General features: G+C 70.6%; 22 protein-coding genes. 18 read left to right on the forward strand and 4 right to left on the reverse strand.

Going from position 1 to position 19,299, the window contains the following annotated elements; translation table 11 throughout:
- Positions 1–27: 27 nt before the first annotated feature.
- Both AB0I28_RS04920 and AB0I28_RS04925 read left to right on the forward strand, forming a co-directional pair.
- Positions 28–1,509 (forward strand): AlkA N-terminal domain-containing protein, encoded by a 1,482-nt coding sequence (locus tag AB0I28_RS04920; protein ID WP_357489535.1) that lies wholly within the window; start codon positions 28–30, stop codon positions 1,507–1,509.
- On the forward strand, positions 1,506–1,991 hold the full coding sequence (locus tag AB0I28_RS04925) for a methylated-DNA--[protein]-cysteine S-methyltransferase (RefSeq protein WP_357489537.1): 486 nt from the start codon (positions 1,506–1,508) through the stop codon (positions 1,989–1,991). The genes AB0I28_RS04920 and AB0I28_RS04925 overlap by 4 nt, the downstream gene beginning before the upstream one ends.
- Before the next feature lie 30 nt (positions 1,992–2,021).
- Here the strand turns inward: AB0I28_RS04925 and AB0I28_RS04930 are convergent, their stop codons facing one another.
- Entirely contained in the window at positions 2,022–2,348 is a 327-nt protein-coding gene (locus tag AB0I28_RS04930) for a MerR family transcriptional regulator (RefSeq protein ID WP_357489539.1), read from the reverse strand.
- 143 nt (positions 2,349–2,491) lie between these two features.
- Between AB0I28_RS04930 and AB0I28_RS04935 the strand changes: the two genes are divergently transcribed.
- Complete coding sequence (locus AB0I28_RS04935; protein ID WP_357489541.1) at positions 2,492–2,914, forward strand: Hsp20/alpha crystallin family protein; 423 nt, start codon at positions 2,492–2,494, stop codon at positions 2,912–2,914.
- A 58-nt stretch (positions 2,915–2,972) separates the two neighbouring features.
- Here the strand turns inward: AB0I28_RS04935 and AB0I28_RS04940 are convergent, their stop codons facing one another.
- Positions 2,973–3,278, reverse strand: coding sequence for a DUF6191 domain-containing protein (locus AB0I28_RS04940; protein WP_357489543.1), 306 nt, complete (start codon positions 3,276–3,278; stop codon positions 2,973–2,975).
- Positions 3,279–3,466: 188 nt separating this feature from the next.
- Between AB0I28_RS04940 and AB0I28_RS04945 the strand changes: the two genes are divergently transcribed.
- The 5 genes from AB0I28_RS04945 (at position 3,467) to AB0I28_RS04965 (ending at position 7,718) form a co-directional block, all read left to right on the forward strand.
- Complete coding sequence (locus AB0I28_RS04945; protein WP_357489545.1) at positions 3,467–5,002, forward strand: hypothetical protein; 1,536 nt, start codon at positions 3,467–3,469, stop codon at positions 5,000–5,002.
- 111 nt (positions 5,003–5,113) lie between these two features.
- Positions 5,114–6,640: a phage tail sheath family protein gene (locus AB0I28_RS04950; RefSeq protein WP_357489547.1), complete on the forward strand. Its 1,527-nt coding sequence runs from the start codon at positions 5,114–5,116 to the stop codon at positions 6,638–6,640.
- 30 nt (positions 6,641–6,670) lie between these two features.
- Complete coding sequence (locus tag AB0I28_RS04955; protein WP_357489549.1) at positions 6,671–7,117, forward strand: phage tail protein; 447 nt, start codon at positions 6,671–6,673, stop codon at positions 7,115–7,117.
- On the forward strand, positions 7,117–7,563 hold the full coding sequence (locus AB0I28_RS04960) for a hypothetical protein (RefSeq protein WP_357489551.1): 447 nt from the start codon (positions 7,117–7,119) through the stop codon (positions 7,561–7,563). The genes AB0I28_RS04955 and AB0I28_RS04960 overlap by 1 nt, the downstream gene beginning before the upstream one ends.
- Positions 7,560–7,718, forward strand: coding sequence for a DUF6760 family protein (locus AB0I28_RS04965; protein WP_357489553.1), 159 nt, complete (start codon positions 7,560–7,562; stop codon positions 7,716–7,718). Before AB0I28_RS04960 ends, AB0I28_RS04965 begins: the two co-directional genes overlap by 4 nt.
- A 1,112-nt stretch (positions 7,719–8,830) precedes the next feature.
- On the opposite strand, the gene AB0I28_RS04970 is transcribed toward AB0I28_RS04965, so the two are convergent.
- A complete protein-coding gene (locus AB0I28_RS04970; protein WP_357489555.1) occupies positions 8,831–9,754 on the reverse strand; it encodes a hypothetical protein in 924 nt (307 codons plus the stop codon).
- An 88-nt stretch (positions 9,755–9,842) separates the two neighbouring features.
- On the opposite strand from AB0I28_RS04970, the gene AB0I28_RS04975 reads away from it, so the two are divergent.
- From AB0I28_RS04975 to AB0I28_RS05020, 10 genes are all read left to right on the forward strand, one after another.
- Positions 9,843–10,328: a hypothetical protein gene (locus tag AB0I28_RS04975; protein ID WP_357489557.1), complete on the forward strand. Its 486-nt coding sequence runs from the start codon at positions 9,843–9,845 to the stop codon at positions 10,326–10,328.
- 13 nt (positions 10,329–10,341) lie between these two features.
- Complete coding sequence (locus tag AB0I28_RS04980; protein WP_357489559.1) at positions 10,342–10,782, forward strand: phage tail protein; 441 nt, start codon at positions 10,342–10,344, stop codon at positions 10,780–10,782.
- Between the two features lies 1 nt (position 10,783).
- On the forward strand, positions 10,784–11,545 hold the full coding sequence (locus AB0I28_RS04985) for a LysM peptidoglycan-binding domain-containing protein (protein WP_357489561.1): 762 nt from the start codon (positions 10,784–10,786) through the stop codon (positions 11,543–11,545).
- Positions 11,535–13,313, forward strand: coding sequence for a VgrG-related protein (locus tag AB0I28_RS04990; protein ID WP_357489563.1), 1,779 nt, complete (start codon positions 11,535–11,537; stop codon positions 13,311–13,313). The genes AB0I28_RS04985 and AB0I28_RS04990 overlap by 11 nt, the downstream gene beginning before the upstream one ends.
- A gap of 33 nt (positions 13,314–13,346) precedes the next feature.
- Positions 13,347–13,631, forward strand: a complete 285-nt coding sequence (locus AB0I28_RS04995; protein ID WP_357489565.1) for a PAAR domain-containing protein — start codon at positions 13,347–13,349, stop codon at positions 13,629–13,631.
- Between the two features lies 1 nt (position 13,632).
- Entirely contained in the window at positions 13,633–14,064 is a 432-nt protein-coding gene (locus tag AB0I28_RS05000) for a GPW/gp25 family protein (RefSeq protein WP_357489567.1), read from the forward strand.
- Positions 14,061–15,998 carry a putative baseplate assembly protein gene (locus AB0I28_RS05005; RefSeq protein ID WP_357489569.1) on the forward strand — a complete coding sequence of 646 codons (1,938 nt, stop codon included), beginning with the start codon at positions 14,061–14,063 and terminating at the stop codon, positions 15,996–15,998. The genes AB0I28_RS05000 and AB0I28_RS05005 overlap by 4 nt, the downstream gene beginning before the upstream one ends.
- Positions 15,999–16,000: 2 nt before the next feature.
- On the forward strand, positions 16,001–16,561 hold the full coding sequence (locus tag AB0I28_RS05010) for a phage tail protein (RefSeq protein ID WP_357489571.1): 561 nt from the start codon (positions 16,001–16,003) through the stop codon (positions 16,559–16,561).
- A 37-nt stretch (positions 16,562–16,598) separates the two neighbouring features.
- Positions 16,599–16,970, forward strand: a complete 372-nt coding sequence (locus tag AB0I28_RS05015; protein ID WP_357489573.1) for a VOC family protein — start codon at positions 16,599–16,601, stop codon at positions 16,968–16,970.
- Positions 16,971–17,130: 160 nt separating this feature from the next.
- Complete coding sequence (locus tag AB0I28_RS05020) at positions 17,131–18,699, forward strand: DUF222 domain-containing protein (protein WP_357489575.1); 1,569 nt, start codon at positions 17,131–17,133, stop codon at positions 18,697–18,699.
- 131 nt (positions 18,700–18,830) lie between these two features.
- Here AB0I28_RS05020 and AB0I28_RS05025 read toward each other — a convergent pair whose 3' ends face one another.
- The gene (locus AB0I28_RS05025) at positions 18,831–19,298 is read right to left on the reverse strand and encodes a hypothetical protein (protein ID WP_357489577.1); all 468 of its coding nucleotides are present in this window, start codon (positions 19,296–19,298) and stop codon (positions 18,831–18,833) included.
- Position 19,299: the final 1 nt, after the last annotated feature.

A 19,299-nucleotide genomic window follows, 5' to 3' on the forward strand; every position in this document is an offset into this window, starting at 1 on the left:
GCCCGACCACGGGAGATGCTGGAACACGTGAATATGGACACCGAGCACTGCGTCCGGGCCGTGCGGGCAAGGGACGCCCGCTTCGACGGATGGTTCTTCACCGCCGTGGTCACCACGGGCATCTACTGCCGCCCGAGCTGCCCGGTCGCGCCGCCCAAGGTCGAGAACATGCGCTTCTACCCCAGCGCCGCCGCCGCGCAGCAGGCCGGCTTCCGCGCCTGCAAGCGCTGCCGCCCCGACGCCAGCCCCGGCTCGCCGCGCTGGAACGAACGCGCCGACCTCGTCGCCCGCGCCATGCGCCTGATCGCCGACGGTGTCGTCGACCGCGAAGGCGTCCCCGGCCTCGCCCAGCGCCTCGGCTACAGCGTCCGCCAGATCGAACGGCAGCTCAACGCCGAACTCGGCGCCGGTCCCCTCGCCATCGCCCGCGCCCAGCGAGCCCAGACCGCACGGCTGCTCATCGAGACCAGCGCCCTGCCGATGGGCGAGGTCGCCTTCGCGTCGGGCTTCTCCAGCATCCGCACCTTCAACGACACCGTCCGCGAGGTCTTCGCGCTCACACCGACCGACCTGCGCCAGCGCGCCGCGCGCGGCCTCGCGACCGCCACCCCCGGCCTGCTGTCGCTGCGCCTGCCCTATAGGGCGCCGCTGTGCCCCGACAACCTCTTCGGGCACCTCGCCGCCACGGGCGTCCCCGGCGTCGAGGAGTGGCGCGACGGCGCCTACCGCCGCACCCTGCGCCTCCCGCACGGCCACGGCATCGCCTCCCTGCGGCCCATGCCCGACCACATCGCCTGCCAGCTGTCCCTCGCCGACCTGCGCGACCTGTCGATCGCGATCAGCCGCTGCCGCTGGATGCTCGACCTCGACGCCGACCCCGTCGCCGTCGACGAACTCCTGTCGCACGACCCCGTCCTGGCGCCGCTGGTCGCCAAGGCCCCCGGCCGCCGCGTCCCCCGCACCGTCGACCCCGCCGAGTTCGCCGTCCGCGCCGTCCTCGGCCAGCAGGTCTCCACCGCCGCCGCCCGCACCCACGCCGCCCGCCTCGTCCACGCCCACGGCGAGACCGTCGACGACCCCTGGGGCGGCCTCACCCACCTGTTCCCCTCCGTGTCGGCCCTGTCCTCCCTCGACCCCGAGAAACTCGCCATGCCCCGCACCCGCCGCACCACCCTCACCGGGCTGGTCGCCGCGCTCGCCGACGGCGATATCGACCTCGGCCTGGGCGCCGACTGGACCGAGTCGCGCCGCCGCCTGCTCGCCCTGCCGGGGTTCGGGCCGTGGACGGTCGAGTCGATCGCGATGCGGTCCCTCGGCGATCCCGACGCGTTCATCCCCGGCGACCTCGGCGTCAAGCTCGCCGCCGACGCGCTCGGCCTGCCCTCGACGCCCGGCGCGCTCACCGCGCACTCCGCGGCCTGGCGGCCGTGGCGCGCCTACGCCGTGCAGTACCTGTGGGCCACCGGTGACCACCCCATCAACCGCCTCCCGATCGGAGACATCGCATGAGCCGCCGCCACACCGTCGTCGACAGCCCCGTGGGGGAGCTGACCCTGGTCGCCGAGGGCGACGATCTCGTCGGCATCTACATGGAGGACCAGCGCCACCACCCCGGTCTGGAGACCTTCGGCCCCCGCGACGGCCACGGCTTCGATCACGTCGCCGACCAGCTCGGCGAGTACTTCGAGGGCGAGCGCACGGCGTTCGACGTGCCGTTGCGGCTGGCGGGCACGGAGTTCCAGCGGAAGGTGTGGCGCGAGCTGCTGGAGATCCCGGCGGGCGAGACGCGCACCTACGGTCAGCTGGCCGCGGTGCTCGGGCGCCCGACGGCCTCGCGGGCGGTCGGGCTGGCCAACGGGAAGAACCCGATCAGCATCATCGTGCCGTGCCATCGGGTCGTCGGTGCGAACGGTTCGCTCACCGGGTACGGGGGCGGGCTGCCGCGCAAGCGTTTCCTGCTCGAACTCGAGCGCGGGGGAGGGCTGTTCTAAGGACGGCGGGATTCCAGCGGCCGGGGTTTCCTAGCGTCCCTCGCGCGCCGACAGCCGTGCTCGCGCCTGCGCGAGTTCGGCGCGCAGGCGGGCGTTCTCGGCCTCCAGTTCGAGTGCGACCTTCACTCCGGCGAGGTTGAGCCCGGCGGTCAGGAGGTTGCCGATGCGCTGGAGCCGCAGGAGGTTGTCGGCGCTGTAGCGGCGGGTCCCGCCCGAGGTCCGGTCGGGTTCGATGAGCCCGCGCGCCTCGTAGAGGCGCAGCGTCTGGGGCGCCAGGCCGACCAGTTCGGCGGCCACGGAGATGCTGTAGACGGCCCGCCGCGGGCCCGGCCCGTCGAAGGGGGACAGGGCAGTCATGAAGCCTCCCTTGAAGTCGTGGAACCAGAATATCTCACGCAGCCGAAGTTGAAGATCTGCTTCGCATGATGTAGATTATGTGTCGTCCCAAGGCGCAAGTCGAGTGGCTGCGCCACCTTGCTCCGTCAGGAGGTGTTTTCGCGATGCTGATGCGCACCGATCCGTTCCGCGAACTGGACCGGCTGACCCAGCGAATGTTCACCATGACCGGCACCCAGGCGACCATGCCCATGGCCGCCTACCGCGACGGTGAGCACTTCGTCGTCGAGGTCGACCTGCCGGGAGTCGACGCCGGATCCATCGACCTGGAGATCGAGCGCGACGTCCTCACCGTCAAGGCCGAACGCAAGAGCCTCGCCGTCGCCGAACGCGACCTCGTGCTCAACGAGCGCCAGTCCGGCGCCTTCAGTCGGCAGCTGTTCCTCGGCGAGAGTCTCGACAAGGACCGGATCAGCGCCGGCTACGCCGACGGTGTGCTGACGCTGCGCATCCCGGTCGCCGAGAAGGCCAAGCCGCGCAAGGTCGAGGTCACCGGCTCCTCGTCCCCCCGCCAGATCGAGGCCTGACGCACCGACGACGCACCCGACACACCGACCGGGGCCGCCCGCAAGGGTCGCCCCGGTTCTACTTCGCCCGCCGGATCACGACGGTGCCCGCGTCGAGGTCCAGGCCGTCGCCAGGCGCGCCGCTGTCCTCGTCCTCGCGCATCATCGCCGTCGACCGCCGCTGCTCCAATTCGACGTCCTTGCCCGGCACGATCGCGGCGTGCAACTGGTCGAAACCGGTCGACGAGATCCGCCCGGCCCGCTCACTGCCCCGCCACGGAATCCACTTCGTCTTCCCGGCCTTCACCGCGAGCTGATCGAGCAGGGCGACGACGAAGAGAAGCACCACGAGGCCCGGCAAAGTCATCGCGAACACAGCGGCCACAAGATCCTCCTCAACCGGGCGTCGACCTCAGCATGACACCCCGTGCGGCCCGCGCACAGGGGCAACCACACGGACTCCCACCCTTGCCCGAAAGGGCGAACGACCCTGCTCCGTCGCCCGCATCCCGCGACCTGACACCCGGCCCACCACCGGGGGACAGTGCCAGAACACGGCTATGGGGAGCAGCGATGGCGATTGTCTGCCGTAATTGCGGGCGGCAAAATCCAGACGACGCGCAGTTCTGCGCCAACAACGACTGCGGCGTGTTCCTCGACTGGGACCGCGGCGACGGCACACCACCACCGGTGCGCGGCGGAACGGGCATCCCGAGACCGCCGAGCGAGGCCCAGCAGGCCGCCGCCGCGGCGAGCCTGTCCGACAGCGCGCTCGCCGTCCAGCCCGGCGAGACCGTCGCGACCACCGTCACCGTCCACAACGCCGGCAGCCAGGTCGAGGAGTTCGTCATCCTCGTCATCGGCCCCGCCGCGGCCTGGGCCACCGTCGAACCCGACCGCCTGTCGATCTACCCGGGCCAGCGCGCCGAGGCGACCGTCCGCATCAGCCCGCCGAGACGGCCCGAGACCTCACCGGGCAACGCCTGGTTCACCGTCCGCGCCGCCTCGACCCTCCACCGCGGACTCACCGCCGACGTCCAGGCCACCGTCGAGGTCGGCGAGTACCGCGAACTCGTCGCCACGCTCCAGCCGCAGCGCGGCAGCGGGCGCGGCGCGACCCGCCACGTCGTCGACATGCTCAACACCGGCAACGTCATCGAGGCCGTCCGGCTCACCGGCACCGACCCCACCGGGCAGATCCGCTTCGACCTCCCCGCCGACGAGAGGGCCGTCCCACCGGGGCAGCAGCGCGTGATGTTTCACGTGAAACCACCCGGAAAGCTCACCGGCCGCGCCCAGAACCTCCCCTTCAGCGTCATCGTCAGCCCCCGCGACCCGACCCCGGCCATCCGCCTCGACGGTGACCGCGAGGTCGTCCCCTTCATCGCCGGCTGGGTCCCCAAGGTCGCCGCCGGCCTCGCCGCCGTGGCCGTCGTCGCCTCCATCGGCCTCATGTGGATCCGCCCCCAGCTCATGGGCGAGGCCCTCCCCGACAACTCGGCCGCCCCCTCGTCGGGCCCGCCCGCGCCGAGCGCGAAGGGCTCCGACGCAGCCTCGAAGGAACCCGAGAAGACCGAGGAGCCCACCCCCACGCCGGAGCCGAAGCCCGAGTTCCACCCGCCCGTCCTCGAACCCGAGGACTGCATCGACTACGACCCCGACGGCCTCACCGTCGTCGACCTCGGCGCCGACGGCTGGCGCCTGGAGGACAACGGCAACCTCCTCACGCTCTACGACAACCAGGACGACGCCCTGCGCGGCCTCGACCTCGCCCGCCACCACGACCGCTTCTGCTTCATCGGGCGCGGCAACGCCCGCCCCGACCCGCAGCAGTTCATCTACGAGTACTGGCTCGGCGAAGGCACCAGCGACAGCGACGTCAACGAGGACACGTGCGTCACCTACGACTCCGACGCCGTCCGCTACGAGGCCAGCGGCGACACGTTCTCCGTGTACGCCGCCGACCAGCCGCTGATGCTGCTCGACAACGAACTCGACGCCCAGAACGCCGTCCGGCTCGCCGACGCCTACTCGAAGATGTGCACGATCGGGTACTGGAACAGCCGCGCGGACTACTACTCGTACCTGACGTACTTCTGGCTTCCGTGAGTGCCTGTTCGGGCACATAAAGATTCCCCCACACACCGTCCGGCGGCTTGTGTCGAACAAGGGGGGCGCACCGCACGATCAACGCGAGGACACCTAGACGCAGGAGGCAGCATGCCTACGTACTTGTCGCCAGGCGTGTACATCGAGGAGACGGAGGCCGGATCACGGCCTATCGAAGGCGTGGGCACCGCGGTGGCCGCTTTCCTCGGGTTCGCGACGCAGGGCCCGTACAACACCCCCACCCTGGTGAGCAACTGGAGCCAGTTCACGCAGACCTTCGGTGACTTCGCGCCCGACTGCTACCTGGCCCACGCGGTGTACGGGTACTTCCTCAACGGCGGCGGAAACTGTTACATCGTGCGCATCGGGGGCAACGGCTCCTCCGGTGACGGCGCGCCGGACGTGACCGGCCCGCAGGCGATCGTCGGCAACTACCGCGTCCGCGGGAAGGAACTGCCCGCCGGGACCCGCGTCTCGGTCCAGTTCGCCGAGCCGACCGGTGAGGACAAGCCCGCCGACCGCTTCACCATCCGGGTCACCCGCGACGACCGCGTCGTGGAGACCTTCGAGAACCTGACCTTCAAGCGCGGCAAAGAGAACGCCGTCAAGGTCGTCGCCGAGCAGTCGCAGGTCATCACCCTCGAAGAGACCCAGACGATCACCACGGCCCCCGCGGCCGGGACCGTCCAGCTCATCGAACCCGCCGCGACGCCCGCCCTCCCGGCCCAGATCGTCACCGACGACTACGTCGGCGACGCCTCCGACCGCTCCGGCGTCGGCGGCCTTGAGGCCATCGACGAGGTCACCATGGTCGCCGTACCGGACCTCATGAGCGCCTACCTGCGCGGCGCGGTGGACCTGGAGACGGTCAAGGCCGTCCAGCTCGCCGTCATCGCGCACTGCGAGATGATGGGCAACCGGGTCGCCGTGATCGACCCGCCGCCGGCGATGAACCCGCAGCAGATCAAGGACTGGCGCGTCGACCTCGCCGGCTACGACTCGAAGTACGCCGCCCTCTATTACCCGTGGGTCAAGGTCTTCGACCCCGCGTCCGGCACGAACGAGTTCGTCCCGCCCTCCGGCCACATGTCGGGCGTGTGGGCGCGGACCGACGCGGCGCGCGGCGTGCACAAGGCGCCCGCCAACGAGATCGTGCGCGGCGCGGTGATGCTGGAGACGCACCTGACCCGCATCGAGCAGGAGCTGCTGAACCCGATCGGGATCAACTGCATCCGGGCCTTCCCCGGCCGCGGCATCCGGATCTGGGGAGCGCGGACGCTGTCGAGCGACCCCGCGTGGCGCTACCTGAACGTGCGCCGGCTCTTCAACTACCTCGAGGAGTCGATCCTGGCCGGGACCCAGTGGGTCGTGTTCGAACCGAACGACGACGCCCTGTGGTCGCGGATCCGCCGCACGATCAGCGCCTTCCTCGTCAACGAGTGGCGCAAGGGCGCCCTGTTCGGGCTCACCCCCGACGAGGCCTTCTACGTCAAGTGCGACCGAGAGACCAACACCGCCGAGAGCATCGACGCCGGACAGGTCATCTGCGAGGTCGGCGTGGCGCCGGTCAAGCCGGCCGAGTTCGTCATCTTCCGGCTGTCGCAGTTCTCCGGTGGCACCAGCGAGGTCAGCGAGTAATCCCCCAGCAGCAGAAAGGCAGGCGCGAACATGGCTCTTCCGGACCTTGACTCCTCGGTCGGTCACTCCTTCGGTTGCGAGATCGACGGGATCGTCATCAAGCACATCACCGAGGTGAGCGGCCTGAAGATGGAACAGGACGTCATCGACCTCAAGCAGAACACCATGGACGGCAAGTTCGTGATCAAGAAGCTGCCGGGCCGCCCGAAGGCCGGCGAGGTCACCCTGACCCGCGGTCTGACCGGCGACAACAGCTTCGAGAAGTGGATCGAGTCGGCGCACTTCGGGAAGATGAGCGACGCCCGCAAGGGCGGCGCGATCATCGTCTACGACTACGAGGGCACGCCCATCAAGCGGTACACGCTGGTCAACGCCTGGCCCAAGAGCCTGGAGATCGGCGCCCTCAAGGCCGGTGACACCTCGGTGCTGACCGAGAAGCTCGTGATCACCTACGAAGAGATGAAACCGGCCGCCTGATGCGACGCACCAACACCGCCACCCAGCAGCCGCCGTCCATCGTGGACGACGAGCCGGACGTTGCCGTCCGCGAGCCGATGCGCACCGAATTCGCCTTCACCCTGCCACGCGGGTACGTCGACGACTCCGGAACCGTGCACCGCAGCGGGATCATGCGCCTGGCGACTGCCCGCGACGAGCTCGTCCCCCTGCGCGACGACCGCGTCCGGGAGAACTCCGCGTACCTCACGGTGGTGCTGCTGGCGCGAGTCATCACGAGCATCGGGACGGTCACCGATGTTCACGTCGGTGTCGTCGAGAACCTCTTCGCCGCCGACCTGGCGTTCCTGCAGGACATGTACCGGCAGATCAACAGCGAAGGGCACACCCGGGCGGCGGTCCGCTGCCCCGAGTGCGCGCACAACTTCGAGGTGGACCTGTCAGGCAGCCGCCTGGGGGAATCATGACGTACGCGACCGACCGGCTGCACGCGGAGATCGCGTACGTCGCCTACCACTTCCACTGGGCCCTCGACGACATCCTCGACCTGGAGCACGCCGACCGGCTCGAGTACGTCAACCAGATCGCGGGCCTCAACACGCGGGTCAACGGGGGGCGGTGAACCATGCGGTGGCCCTGGAGTCGTGACAAGAGCGAGGAACGTGCGGCGGAGCCGCCGTCACCGTCGCCCGTACCACCCGCGCCCGTCGCGCGGCGGGACTGGCGGTCGATGCCGCCGGTCCAGCGCGTGCTGGGTTCGCACCCCCTGGTCAACCCGCCGCAGGACTTCGCGTCGGGCCTGACCACCAGGCAGACGACGGGTTTCCTGGCGCCGCTCGGGCACGCCGTCACCCCCGAGGCGCCATCGGGCGTCGTCGAGGCGATGCCCGTGCGAGGCGGAGACGTCGCCGACCTGCCGGTCGTGCGCGCCCTGCCGCCCGCGAGCCCGGCGTCGAGCAGGTCGGTCGTGCAGCGATGGTCCGACCCCTCCGGCATGTCCGTACTGCGTTCGGTCCCGGCGGTCACGGAGCCCCCGGCCACCGCGGGCTCGGTCGAGACGCCCGACCTCCGTGAACTGCCGGTCGTCGAGTCCGCACCCGCCCCCTCGGCCCCCGCGCCGGCCCCGGCAGCGACCTTCGCGCCCGAACCCCCCGCCGAGACCACGTTCGCCGAGGCCACACCCGCCGAAACCCCCACCCTCGGCTCCACCCCCGACCTCGTCACATCGGTCACCGCGGCACCCCCGACCGCGACACCCGTCGGCGCACCCATCGTCCAGCGCTCGCCCGAGACACCGGCACTGCCTCTGGTCGAGTCGCCCGCGGCAGCACCGGCGCGTCGACGCGGAGGACTCGGCCCGCCTCTCATCGCGCCCGACATGAGCTCCACTCCGGCACCGCTCCCACCGGCAGTGACCCCACAGATCGCCGCCCCAGCCTCCCCAAGGTCATTGCCGGTGGGGCTTTCCGTCAGCAGAATCGCCGAGGACGACGCACCGACCCTGGGGGCGGCCAGCCCGGTCCCTTTGGGCCTCGGCGGCGGCAACGGGACGCCGACCGCTCCTGAGACGCCACCCGCCGCCATGCCGCTGGCAACCCCGAGCGCGACGACCCCCGGGTCGGTACCGACGGTTTCCCGCCTGGCGAGCGGCGACAGCCCTTCGGCCCCCGCCATGGTTTCCCGCCTCGCCGACGGGCCCACGTCGACGCCGCTCACGCACTCCTCGCCGCCGGCTCAGCCGCCGTCGGCGCCGCAGCCCTCGCCGAGCCCGTCCGCCGCGCCCGACGCCCCGACCCTCGGCTCCTCACCCCTGCCGCTCACACCGGCCGACGGCGCCGACAGCTCAAGCGCGTCCACGGGAACCTCCTCGCCGGCGACCCCCGCCGTCCAGCGCCTCGCGACCTCGCCGGCGAGCACTCCCCTCAGCTCGCCAACGACTTCGTCGCCCGCTTCCGCCTCCGACGGCCTCCCCGTCGTGACGGGCACCGGCACCTCGCCGTTCGGTTCGAGCCCCGGCTCGCCGAGCGGCGCGTCGTCGGCCTCCGCCTTCTCCTCGCCGACCACACCGGAGTTCTCCTCCGCGTCCTTCTCCGACCCCACCTCCACGCCAGGGGCCACCCATCCTCCTCCCACTTCTGACGGTACGGAGGCGCCAGGCGTGGGTGTCGAGTGGTCCGAGCCGTCCCCTGTGGATAACTCACCGGTTGTGGATAACCCGGAGACGCCGTCCGTCACAGCACAGCTCATCGGCGACCGGCCCCTCACCCCCGCGTCGGTGGCAAGCGACTCGGCCTCCGCGACTTCCCTCGGCGACAGCCCCGGCGGCGATGGCGCAGCGCTTCCACTCATCGACGGGAGCCCCGCGCCCGCCGTCCAGCGCTCGACGCTCAGCCCACTGCTGACCTCGGGCACCGCCACCGGCACACCGGGCGGGCCCACCGTCGGCACCTCGGCCGCGTCGCTCACCGTCTCGCGGTCGACGGCCCCGCCGATGCCCACCGTCCAGACCGTGCCCACCCTCGGCGCCGCGCCCTCCCCGAGCTCCGCCTTTTCCAGCGGCTCGGGCCAGTCGGCCGGCGGTGGGAGCGCCCCCTTCGGCACGATGAGCAGCGCCTCGTCGGCCGCGTCCATGCTGACGCTGCCGGTCACAGGGGCCACCCATCCTCCTCCCACTTCTGACGGTACGACCCCCTCAGTCGTGGCTGTCGAGTGGTCGGCACCCTCGGCTGTGGACAACCGCGCGGTTGTGGATAACCACTCCGCCCCGGTCGTCTCCCGCCTCACCACGGGCGCGGCACCGGGCTTCGGCCCCACGAGCGGAACGAACGGCACCAGCGGCGCCAACGGCAGCGCGGCCCCCGGCAGAGCCAACGGCACCGCCCACGCCCTCCCCACCGTCCTCCAGCGCACCGGCGCCGGAGGCCCCGCCACCCCCGGGTTCGCGAGGCAGCCCACCATGCCGATGGTCGCCGCCGCGCCCTCCACACTCCCGCCCCCCACCCTCGTCCAGCGGGTGGAGGAGGCGGCGCCACCGCCCGAGCCGCCGCCCGCCGCTCCGGCCGAGTCGGCGCCCGCGGCAAGCACCTCCGCACCGGCCGCGGCTGCTCCCGCGGCCGGTGCGGAACCGAGCGAACTGCTCGCGAAGTTGTACGACCCGCTGCTGCGTCGACTGCGCGCCGATCTGCGCATCGACCGCGAGCGCCGGGGCGCGCTGACCGATTTGTGGCACTGAGAGGAGACCTCCCATGACGCTGGCCGACACCGAAGCGGTGGCCGTGAGTTTCATCGTGAAGATCGATGACGAGAGCCTCGGGGCCTTCAACTCATGCGACGGCCTCGGCTGCGAGTTCGTTATGGAGCAACGAGAGGAGGGCGGCAACAACGGCCAGATCTGGCAGCTGCCGACCCGCATCAAGTACTCCAACGTGAAGCTGAGCCGCCCGGTCACCAAGCAGAGCTCGAAGATCACCGCCTGGTTCGCGAGCATGGCCAACGGTGTGAAGCGCAAGACGGCCACGATCGAGGCCCGAACCCTTGAGGGCACGGTGATCACGCGCTGGGCGCTCGTCGACGTCGTCCCGGTGCGCTGGACCGGTCCGCAGCTTTCGGCCGACTCGCCGAAGGTCGCCACCGAGACCCTCGAACTGGCCCACCACGGCTTCCTCGCGCCCGGAGCGGGTGGCTGACATGACTTCACCGGTCACCTTCACCTCCGCGGGCGGCGGTGGTGGCGGCGGAACGCCGTCCAGTCTCCAGCGCGCCTACCTGGAGCTTCGCGAGCCGCCGGCCGACGGCAGCACCGCCCAGCCCGGCGGCCCGATCGGGCGCATCGACTTCCAGTTCAACCCGAAGGAACTGAGCCTTTCCAAGAACGCCAAGTGGAAGCGCGACGCGCAGCGCAACGCCAAGAAGTCCGGTCCCCCGGAGTTCACCGGTTCCGACCCGGCGAAGCTGACGCTGGAGATGTTCTTCGACGCCACCGAGAAGATGGACAGCAAGGTGGTCCAGGCCGTCGAGAAGCTCTTCAACTGCTGCGTGCCGACCGACGCCAGCCGCCTGGCCAAGAAGGGCTCGCCGCCGTGGGTCATCTTCCACTGGGGCCCGATGACCGGATTCCCTTCGTACGTCAGCAGTGTGACGGCGAAGTACACGCTGTTCACGCCCAGCGGCACGCCGGTCCGCGCGGTGTGCACGGTGAACCTCGAGGAGATCTCGGGTGAGCAAAGTGGACAGAACCCGACCTCCGGGTCGCGTACGTCCCGCCGCGCGCACATCATGACCTCCGGCGACACGCTCCAGTCCCTGTCGTACCGCACTTACGGCAACGCCGGGCTGTGGCGCGTCATCGCCGAGGCCAACGGCGTCACCGACCCGATGCGGATTCCGGTCGGCACCAGGCTTCTCGTGCCCGCCGCCGACGAACTGCCCGGAGACGGCGATGGCCAATGAGAGCTTCGCGAACACGCTGATCGTCGAGGTCGACGGGACGGCGCTGCCCGCCGACGTCGCCTCCTTGATGACCTACGCGTTCGTCGACGCCAGCCGGAACCTGCCCGACACGTGCGCGCTGCGGTTTCGCGACCCGCAGCGCCTCGCGCTGCAGAAGGGCAAGTTCAAGGTCGGCGCCAAGCTCGCCGTCAAGGTCAACACCGCCGAACCCGGTGGCCCCAAGGCTTTGCTGACCGGTGAGGTCACCGCCATCGAGCTCGACCTCGACGCCGCGGGAAGCTTCACCGAGGTCCGCGGACTGGACCTGGCGCACCGCCTCTACCGCGGCCGCCGCGTCGCGGCCTACCCGGACATGGGCATCGCCGACATCGTCCGGAAAGTCGCCAGCCGGGCCAGCATCCCCGTCGGCACGATCGACGCCGTCTCCGGCGTCGGCGGTAAGCAGCACACGCAGTTCAGCCAGGACAACGTCAGCGACTGGGAGTTCCTGGCCCGCCTCGCCGACCTCGTCGGGGCCCAGATCTCCTGCTCTGAAGGGAAACTGGACTTCAGGCTCCCCGACCCGCCGACCGGCGCGCCGCCGAGTTCGGCGCTGGCCACCACCGACCCGCTCGTCCTCGAAGCGAACCGCAACCTGATCTCCCTGCGCGCGGCGATCACCGCCGCCGAGCAGGTTCCCAGCGTCGAGGTTCGCGGCTGGGACTTCGAGCACAAGCAGGAGATCACGGCCACCGAGACGCCGAAACCCGCCGGCACCGAGGTCGCCGGTCTCGACCCGGTCGGCATGGCCGGGAAGTTCGGCGCGCCACCGTATCTGAGCACCAGCGCCGCCTATCACAGCCAAGGTGAGGTCAAGGCCTCCGCGAAGGCCCTCGCCGATCAGCTGGCCGGCGCCAGCGCCGAGCTCGACGGTGTCGCGAAGGGAAACCCGAAACTCCGGCCGGGCGCACACGTCTCTCTCGCGGGAGTCGGCGAGCCCTTCGTCGGGAAGTACACGCTGACGAGCACGCGTCACCTGTTCAGCGAGTCGGCGGGCTACACGACGGCCTTCACGGTGTCCCACAAGCAGGAACGCTCGCTCTACGGCCTGGTCTCCGGCGGCCGGGGTCCGACGGGCGTGTCGAGCCTGATGCCGGGAATCGTCTCCGACGTCCGGGATCCGCTGAAGCTGGGGCGCGTGAAGCTGACCTTTCCTTGGCTGGCCAAGGACTTCACGTCCGGTTGGGCGCGGACCGTGCAGCTAAGCGCCGGCAAAGACCGGGGTTCGTGGCTGCTGCCGGAGGTCGGCGACGAGGTCCTGGTCGGCCGCTGCGACAACGACATGGACACCCTCTATGTTCTCGGCGGCCTGCACAACGGCAAGGACACCGTCCCCGCGCTGTCGGCGCCCGGCATCGACGACGCCAGCGGTGAGATCGGCGTGCGCGCGCTGGTGTCGCGCAAGGGCCACCGGCTCGAACTGGTCGACGCGCAGGGCAAGGAGGGCATCCTCCTGTCTACCGGCGACAAGAAGATCCTGCTGAAGTTCGACCAGGTCGGCAAGGCGATCGAGCTGACCAGTCCGGGCGAGATCAAGGTGAAGGGCGTCGGGATCACCATCGACGCCGGCACCGGACCGCTCGAGATGAAGGGCAACCAGGTCAAGGTCACCGGCCAGCAGTCCGTCGAAGTGAGCGGCTCGCAGGTGAAGGTCGCGGGTCAGGCCCAGGCCGAGTTCTCGGCCGGCGGCCCGGTCACCGTCAAGGGCGCCATCGTACGGATCAACTGACATACCCACCGGCACAAGGAAAGGGGGACCGCGATGCCAGCCGCGGCCCGCGTCACCGACCGCACCGCTCATCCCGGGGTCATCACCGGCCCCGGGATCGCGACCGTCCTCATCGGAGGAATGCCGGCCGCGACGGTCGGCGACATGCACGCCTGCTCGTTCCCGCCCCCGCCACCGCACCCGCCGACACCGATCATCCCGCCGGGTTGCCCGACGGTGCTGATCGGCGGCAAGCCCGCCGCCAGGGTCGGCGACATGTCCGCCTGCGGCGCGCCGATCCTGCCGCCGGGCTGCCCGACTGTGCTGATCGGAGGCTGAGGTGGCCGAGGAGTTCATCGGCGCGGGGTGGGCCTTTCCCCTGCGGACCGACGCCACCGGTTCGATCGCGCTCGTACAGGGCGATCGGGAGCTGGTCGAGAGCATCCACCTCATCCTGGCCACGGCCCCGGGTGAGCGCCCGATGCGGCCCGAGTTCGGGTGCGCCATCCACGACCTGGCCTTCGCGCCAGCCGACGCGGCGACCGCGGGCCGGATCGCCTACGAGGTCCGGGTCTCCCTGGAACGCTGGGAGCCGCGCGTGACCTTGCAGGACGTGCTGGTCAACTTCGACGAGGTCGACAGCGGCCGCCTGCTCATCGACATCCTCTACAGCGTTCGCGGCACCAACGACCCGCGCAACCTGGTGTTCCCGTTCTACATGATCCCCTCGGAAGAGACCGCCGAGCTGCCCGCACAGGACGGTGAGCGATGACCCTGCCCGTACCGAACCTCGACGACCGCCGGTTCCAGGACCTGGTCGACGAAGCGAAGCGCATGGTGCAGCAGAAGTGTCCGGAGTGGACCGACCACAACGTGTCCGATCCCGGCGTGACGCTCATCGAGACCTTCGCGATGATGGTCGACCAGTTGCTCTACCGCGTCAACCAGGTCCCGTCGCTGCACTACCTGCGCTTCCTGGACCTCATCGGCGTCAAGCTGTTCCCGCCCACGGCAGCCCGCGGTGACGTGACGTTCTGGCTCTCGGCCGCGCAGGACGCCGTCGTCAACGTCCCGTCCGACACACAGGTCGCCACGCCGTACACCGAGACCGAGCAGCCGGTGGTGTTTCGCACCCGCAAGGATCTCGCGATCGTCCCGTGCTCGCTGGGCAACATCCTGACCACCGCGAATGGCGGCCGGCCAGTCGACCGCACCGGCGACCTGCTGACCGGTTCCGGTCTGCCCGCTTTCCAGGCGACGCCGACGATCGGCGACGCGATCATCTTCGGTCTCTCCGACGCCGTCCCGAACTGCGCGATCCTGCTGCGGTTGGAGTGCAATGTGGAGGGTGTCGGCGTCGACCCGCGCGACCCGCCGCTGGCGTGGGAGGCGTGGAACGGGCACGGCTGGTCGCCGTGCGAGGTCGACCGCGATACGACCGGTGGCTTCAACAAGGCCGGCGACGTGGTCCTGCACGTCCCGGAGACCCACACGCCGTCGGTGGTCGACAGCCGCCGGGCGGGCTGGATCCGCTGCAGGCTCACGACTCCGGCCGAGGGGCAGCCGTTCTACCAGGCACCGCCGAAGCTGACCGCCGCGACCGCCAGCACCATCGGCGGCACCGTGTCGGCGGTCCACGCCCAGCTGGTCCGCAACGAGATCGTAGGCATCTCCGAAGGGACGCCGGGGCAGCGCTTCCCGCTCGCGCACAGCCCGGTCGTGGCGACCGAGGCGCCGTTCAACGTCGACGTCTCCTCGCCCGAAGGCTGGCAGGAGTGGAAAGAGGTCAGCTCCTTCGCCCGCTCCGGACCCGAGGACCGGCACGTTCAGATCGACCGCACGGCCGGGCAGGTCGTGTTCGGTCCCGCCGTCCGCGAACCGGACGGCAGCCTGCGCCACTACGGCGCCGTGCCACCCAAAGGCTCGGCGGTCCGCGCTCCCGAGTACCTGACCGGCGGTGGCCGGGCAGGCAACGTCGCTCGCGATCTCCTTCGGGTCCAGCGCGATCCGGTTCCGTTCGTGTCGACGGTGACCAACCGCAGGCCCGCCAACGGCGGCGTCGACGGCGAATCCGTTGAGGACGCGTCGATCCGCGGCCCGCTGATGCTGCGCACCCGCGAGCGTGCCGTGACCGTCGACGACTACGAGCAGCTGGCCGCCGAGGCCGCGCCAGACCTCGCCCGCGTGCGCTGTGTGCCGGTTACCGAGGATCCCGGCGCGGTGCGGCTGCTGGTGGTCCCGGCCGTGCCGGACTCCCACAACGTCGGTATCAACCAGTTGTCACCGGGTGAGGACACCCTCGCGCGCATTGCGTCCTTTTTGGATGAACGGCGGTGCCTGGGGTCGCGGATCTCGGTGGAGCCGCCGTTCTACCAGGGTGTCACGGTCGTCGCGCAGCTTCGCGCGAAGCGCCGCAGCTCGCCCGAAGCGCTGCAGGACAGGGCGGTCAAGGCGCTCTACCGGTACCTCAACCCGATCGAGGGCGGCGCCGACGGGCGCGGCTGGCCGTTCGGGCGGCCGGTGCAGTCGGGCGAGATATTCGCCGTGCTGCAGCAGCTTTCCGGCGTCGACCTGGTCGAGGACGTGCGCCTGTTCGGCGCCGATCCGGCGACAGGCAAGCGCGGTTCGGCCGTGCAGCGCCTCGACCTGCCACCACACGCGCTGGTGTTCTCGTACGGGCACCAGGTCCGCATCACCGAGGAGTGACGATGCGCAACGGGATCTCCGGGCTGCCGACGCCGCACCCGATCGGTGAGGCGATGCCGGCCGTCTACGCCGAGGACGGCTTCGCGCAGCGCTTCACCTCGGCGCTCGACGACGTGCTCGCGCCGATCTTCGCGACGCTCGACTGCTTCGAGGCCTACCTCGACCCCGCGATCGCGCCCGAGGACATCGTCGACTGGCTCGCCGACTGGGTCGCGCTGCCGATAGACGACAGCTGGAGCCTCGACCGGCGGCGCGAGCTGGTGCGCCACGCCGTGCAGCTGCATCGCTGGCGTGGCACCAAGAAGGGCCTCGCGGCGCACGTGAAACTCCTGACCGGTGGCGAGGTCGAGATCACCGACAACGGCGGCTCCTCCTGGTCGGCGACGTCCAATGGGGACATGCCGGGATCGCCGACGCCGTCGGTGGAAGTCCTGGTGCGAGTCACGACCGCGGCGGCCGTGGACGTCGCGAGGCTGTCGGCGACGGTCGCCGACGCCGTCCCCGCGCACGTGCCCACGCACATCCGGGTCGTGCCCACAGGACGGGCGCAGGTGCGCGGTTAGGCACGCTCGGGCGGGTCGCGGTCGCTACCGTGAGGAAATGATCCGACTGAGCGATGTGATCCTCGACTGCCCCGACCCGAAGGCGCTCGCGGCGTTCTACTCCGCCCTCACGGGCTGGACGGACGTGTCGGGCGACGAGGAGTGGATGACGGTGAAAGGCGACGGGTCGGTGGCGCTGGCGTTCCAGCGCGCCGCCGACCACGTCCCGCCGGTCTGGGGGGATCCGGTGCGCCCGCAGCAGTTCCATCTCGACTTCGAGGTGGACGACTTCGCCGCCGCGCGCGCCCAGGCAGAAGAGCTGGGCGCGACCCTCGTAGAGGAGCACGTGGGACCGCGAGGGTACGGCTGGCTGGTCCTCACCGACCCCGCCGGCCACCCCTTCTGCCTCTGCCGAAACTCTCCCCAGTGATCCAACTCACAAACACTTGTTCGAATCGGTAACAGCAAGTCACTCTTTAATCACAGCTCCCTCCGACCCCGTGAAACAGGCGTAATGAACGGCTCGACCGATTCGGGCCATGCGATGGGTGAACGACTTCCGCATTGGACCGGATCGAAAGGGCCGCGCCATGTTCGCCGACTCTCCCGCACTCGCCACCGACGTCCTCACCAAACTCGCCGAAGTCCGCCGTACCGAAGGCGAGATCATCGGCGAACTCGCCACCATCCACCAACAAGGCGCCCTGGCGTCGGCAGGATGGAACGGCTCCCTCGCCGGCTGGCTGATCGCCAAGGCGGGCATGGCCAAGTACCGCGCACAGCTCTGGCAGCTGGCCGCGACGCACCTGGAGTTCCTGCCCGCCGTCGCCTACGCCATCACGACCGGCGCCATCACCGTCGACCAGGCGGCGCCGATCCTGCGCGCGGCCTCGGCGGGCCACCGCGCCGCACTCACCGACAAGTTCGACGAGCCCGTACCCTCCGACATCCACCCCGACAAACCGCTGTGGACGCTCGACGAGGTGTTCACCGAACTCGCCGAGCGCGAACCCGTCTCGTCGGTCACCCGGTCCGTCAAGGAGTTCCTCAACCGGGTCGACTCCGAGCGCCAGGCCCGTGACTTCGCGCGCCTCCAAGAACGGCGGCACGTGCAGTTCACGCCGACGCTCGACGGATCATGGCATCTCGAAGGCCTGCTCGACCCGCTCGCGGGCGCCAGCGTCCACTCCGCTCTCGAAGAGCTCATGACCCCCGACGGCGCCACGGACGCCCGCAGCGCGGGACAGCGCCGTGCCGACGCCCTGCGCGACATGGCCGAGTCGCGAGGCTCCGTCACCACTCGCGGGGTGCCCACGGTCGTGGTCACCATCGACAACCGTGCGCTCACCACCGAGGTGACCACCCTGCCTGCCGCCGGCGTCCGCGAGCGGCGCCTCACCAGGCTCTGGGCCGACCTCGAAGGCGCGCCGCTTCCGGTCGCCACGGCGCGCATGCTGGCCTGCGATGCCCAGCTCGTGCCCGCCGTCCTCGACGCGCAGGGCCGCGTCCTCGACGTCGGCCGCGCCAAGCGGCTCGTCACGCCCGCGCTGCGCCGAGCGTTGGCGATCGAGCAACCCACCTGCATGTTCCCGCGATGCACGGTGTCCTGGCGCCGGGCACACGCCCATCACCTGGTCCCGTGGGCACAGGGCGGGAAGACGAACCTGAACAACCTCGTGCACCTGTGCCCGCGGCACCATAGTGCCGCCCACTCGGAGGAGTGGTCGGTCCACCGCGACCCCGAGGACGGCGGGATGGTCTGGACGGGATCGGTCGGTGAGGTGTTCACACGGCCGCTGCCCGGTCGGGCCGTCGACGAGGCGGTCGCCGGGATGTCCGGCGACACGAGGTGGCGCGACGGTGTCGAGGACTGGCCGAACGCTGCGGACGGCGACGATGCCGAGCCCGCGGACAGGTCAGACGTGGGCTCCGCGTTCGCGGGCGGATCGCGCCTCGACCCCGAGCCCGCCGAAGGCGGACCGGACGGGCTCGAATCCTTCGGCGGCGACAGCGGCGCCACACCGGACGGCTCCGCCTTGACCGACGTCGAGCCTGGCCACGCAGTCGACCCTGCCTGTCCCGACGGTGAGGCCGTAGACGCAGACCAGACCGGCCTCAGCGACTTCGAGGCCCTCGATCGCGGAGGTGAGTCGGGGTGAATCGGCGGTGTCAGTCGAATCCGCGTCGGTCGAGACCCGGCCTCGCCCCACCGTGGGGCGAACCGGCCCTTCCCGGCTGACCCGGCGGCGCGGTTCAGGCAGCCGACTCACCGATCACGTCTGCGGGCGTCTCACTCCCGTCCGGGCTCGCCGGGCTCCGCGAAGTACTTGTACGGGGCCACCGACACGCCCTCGCAGATGGCGCGATCGTCGTCCTCGGGCGCACCGGGGTCGAGGTCGCGAGCCCAGAGCGAATGCATGGACCACACGGAGAAACCCGCGTGGAAGTCGAAGCCGATGTCGGAGGGGGTGCAGGTATATCCGCGATCGTTCAGGTCGGCCACCACGTCGTCGAGGAAGCGATAGGTCAGGCGGACGCCGTCGAACTCGACCTCCTCGCCTCCGTCGCCGCTGTAGCCGATCTCCACCAGTTCGACGGTGTCGTCGGGAAGATAGTGCACGGTGAGCAGGGGTGTGGTTTCGTACACCCCGGGCGCCGAGCCCGGTCCGTGGGCGGGCGGGCCGACGCGCTTCTCGACGTCGGCGCGACGGTCGCCGAGGCTGACGAGTTCGACACCCCGCTCAGGCGTGATCTCCATG

Source organism: Phytomonospora sp. NPDC050363 (genome assembly GCF_040655735.1).
In the GTDB taxonomy this organism is placed as follows: domain Bacteria; phylum Actinomycetota; class Actinomycetes; order Mycobacteriales; family Micromonosporaceae; genus Phytomonospora.

Coding starts and splice junctions, on each gene's coding strand:
- AB0I28_RS04925 (WP_357489537.1), top strand. CDS start 1,506: ATGAGCCGCCGCCACACCGTCGTCGACAGCCCCGTGGGGGAGCTGACC.
- AB0I28_RS04930 (WP_357489539.1), bottom strand. CDS start 2,348: ATGACTGCCCTGTCCCCCTTCGACGGGCCGGGCCCGCGGCGGGCCGTC.
- AB0I28_RS04935 (WP_357489541.1), top strand. CDS start 2,492: ATGCTGATGCGCACCGATCCGTTCCGCGAACTGGACCGGCTGACCCAG.
- AB0I28_RS04945 (WP_357489545.1), top strand. CDS start 3,467: ATGGCGATTGTCTGCCGTAATTGCGGGCGGCAAAATCCAGACGACGCG.
- AB0I28_RS04950 (WP_357489547.1), top strand. CDS start 5,114: ATGCCTACGTACTTGTCGCCAGGCGTGTACATCGAGGAGACGGAGGCC.
- AB0I28_RS04955 (WP_357489549.1), top strand. CDS start 6,671: ATGGCTCTTCCGGACCTTGACTCCTCGGTCGGTCACTCCTTCGGTTGC.
- AB0I28_RS04960 (WP_357489551.1), top strand. CDS start 7,117: ATGCGACGCACCAACACCGCCACCCAGCAGCCGCCGTCCATCGTGGAC.
- AB0I28_RS04965 (WP_357489553.1), top strand. CDS start 7,560: ATGACGTACGCGACCGACCGGCTGCACGCGGAGATCGCGTACGTCGCC.
- AB0I28_RS04980 (WP_357489559.1), top strand. CDS start 10,342: ATGACGCTGGCCGACACCGAAGCGGTGGCCGTGAGTTTCATCGTGAAG.
- AB0I28_RS04985 (WP_357489561.1), top strand. CDS start 10,784: ATGACTTCACCGGTCACCTTCACCTCCGCGGGCGGCGGTGGTGGCGGC.
- AB0I28_RS04990 (WP_357489563.1), top strand. CDS start 11,535: ATGGCCAATGAGAGCTTCGCGAACACGCTGATCGTCGAGGTCGACGGG.
- AB0I28_RS04995 (WP_357489565.1), top strand. CDS start 13,347: ATGCCAGCCGCGGCCCGCGTCACCGACCGCACCGCTCATCCCGGGGTC.
- AB0I28_RS05005 (WP_357489569.1), top strand. CDS start 14,061: ATGACCCTGCCCGTACCGAACCTCGACGACCGCCGGTTCCAGGACCTG.
- AB0I28_RS05010 (WP_357489571.1), top strand. CDS start 16,001: ATGCGCAACGGGATCTCCGGGCTGCCGACGCCGCACCCGATCGGTGAG.
- AB0I28_RS05015 (WP_357489573.1), top strand. CDS start 16,599: ATGATCCGACTGAGCGATGTGATCCTCGACTGCCCCGACCCGAAGGCG.
- AB0I28_RS05020 (WP_357489575.1), top strand. CDS start 17,131: ATGTTCGCCGACTCTCCCGCACTCGCCACCGACGTCCTCACCAAACTC.
- AB0I28_RS05025 (WP_357489577.1), bottom strand. CDS start 19,298: ATGGAGATCACGCCTGAGCGGGGTGTCGAACTCGTCAGCCTCGGCGAC.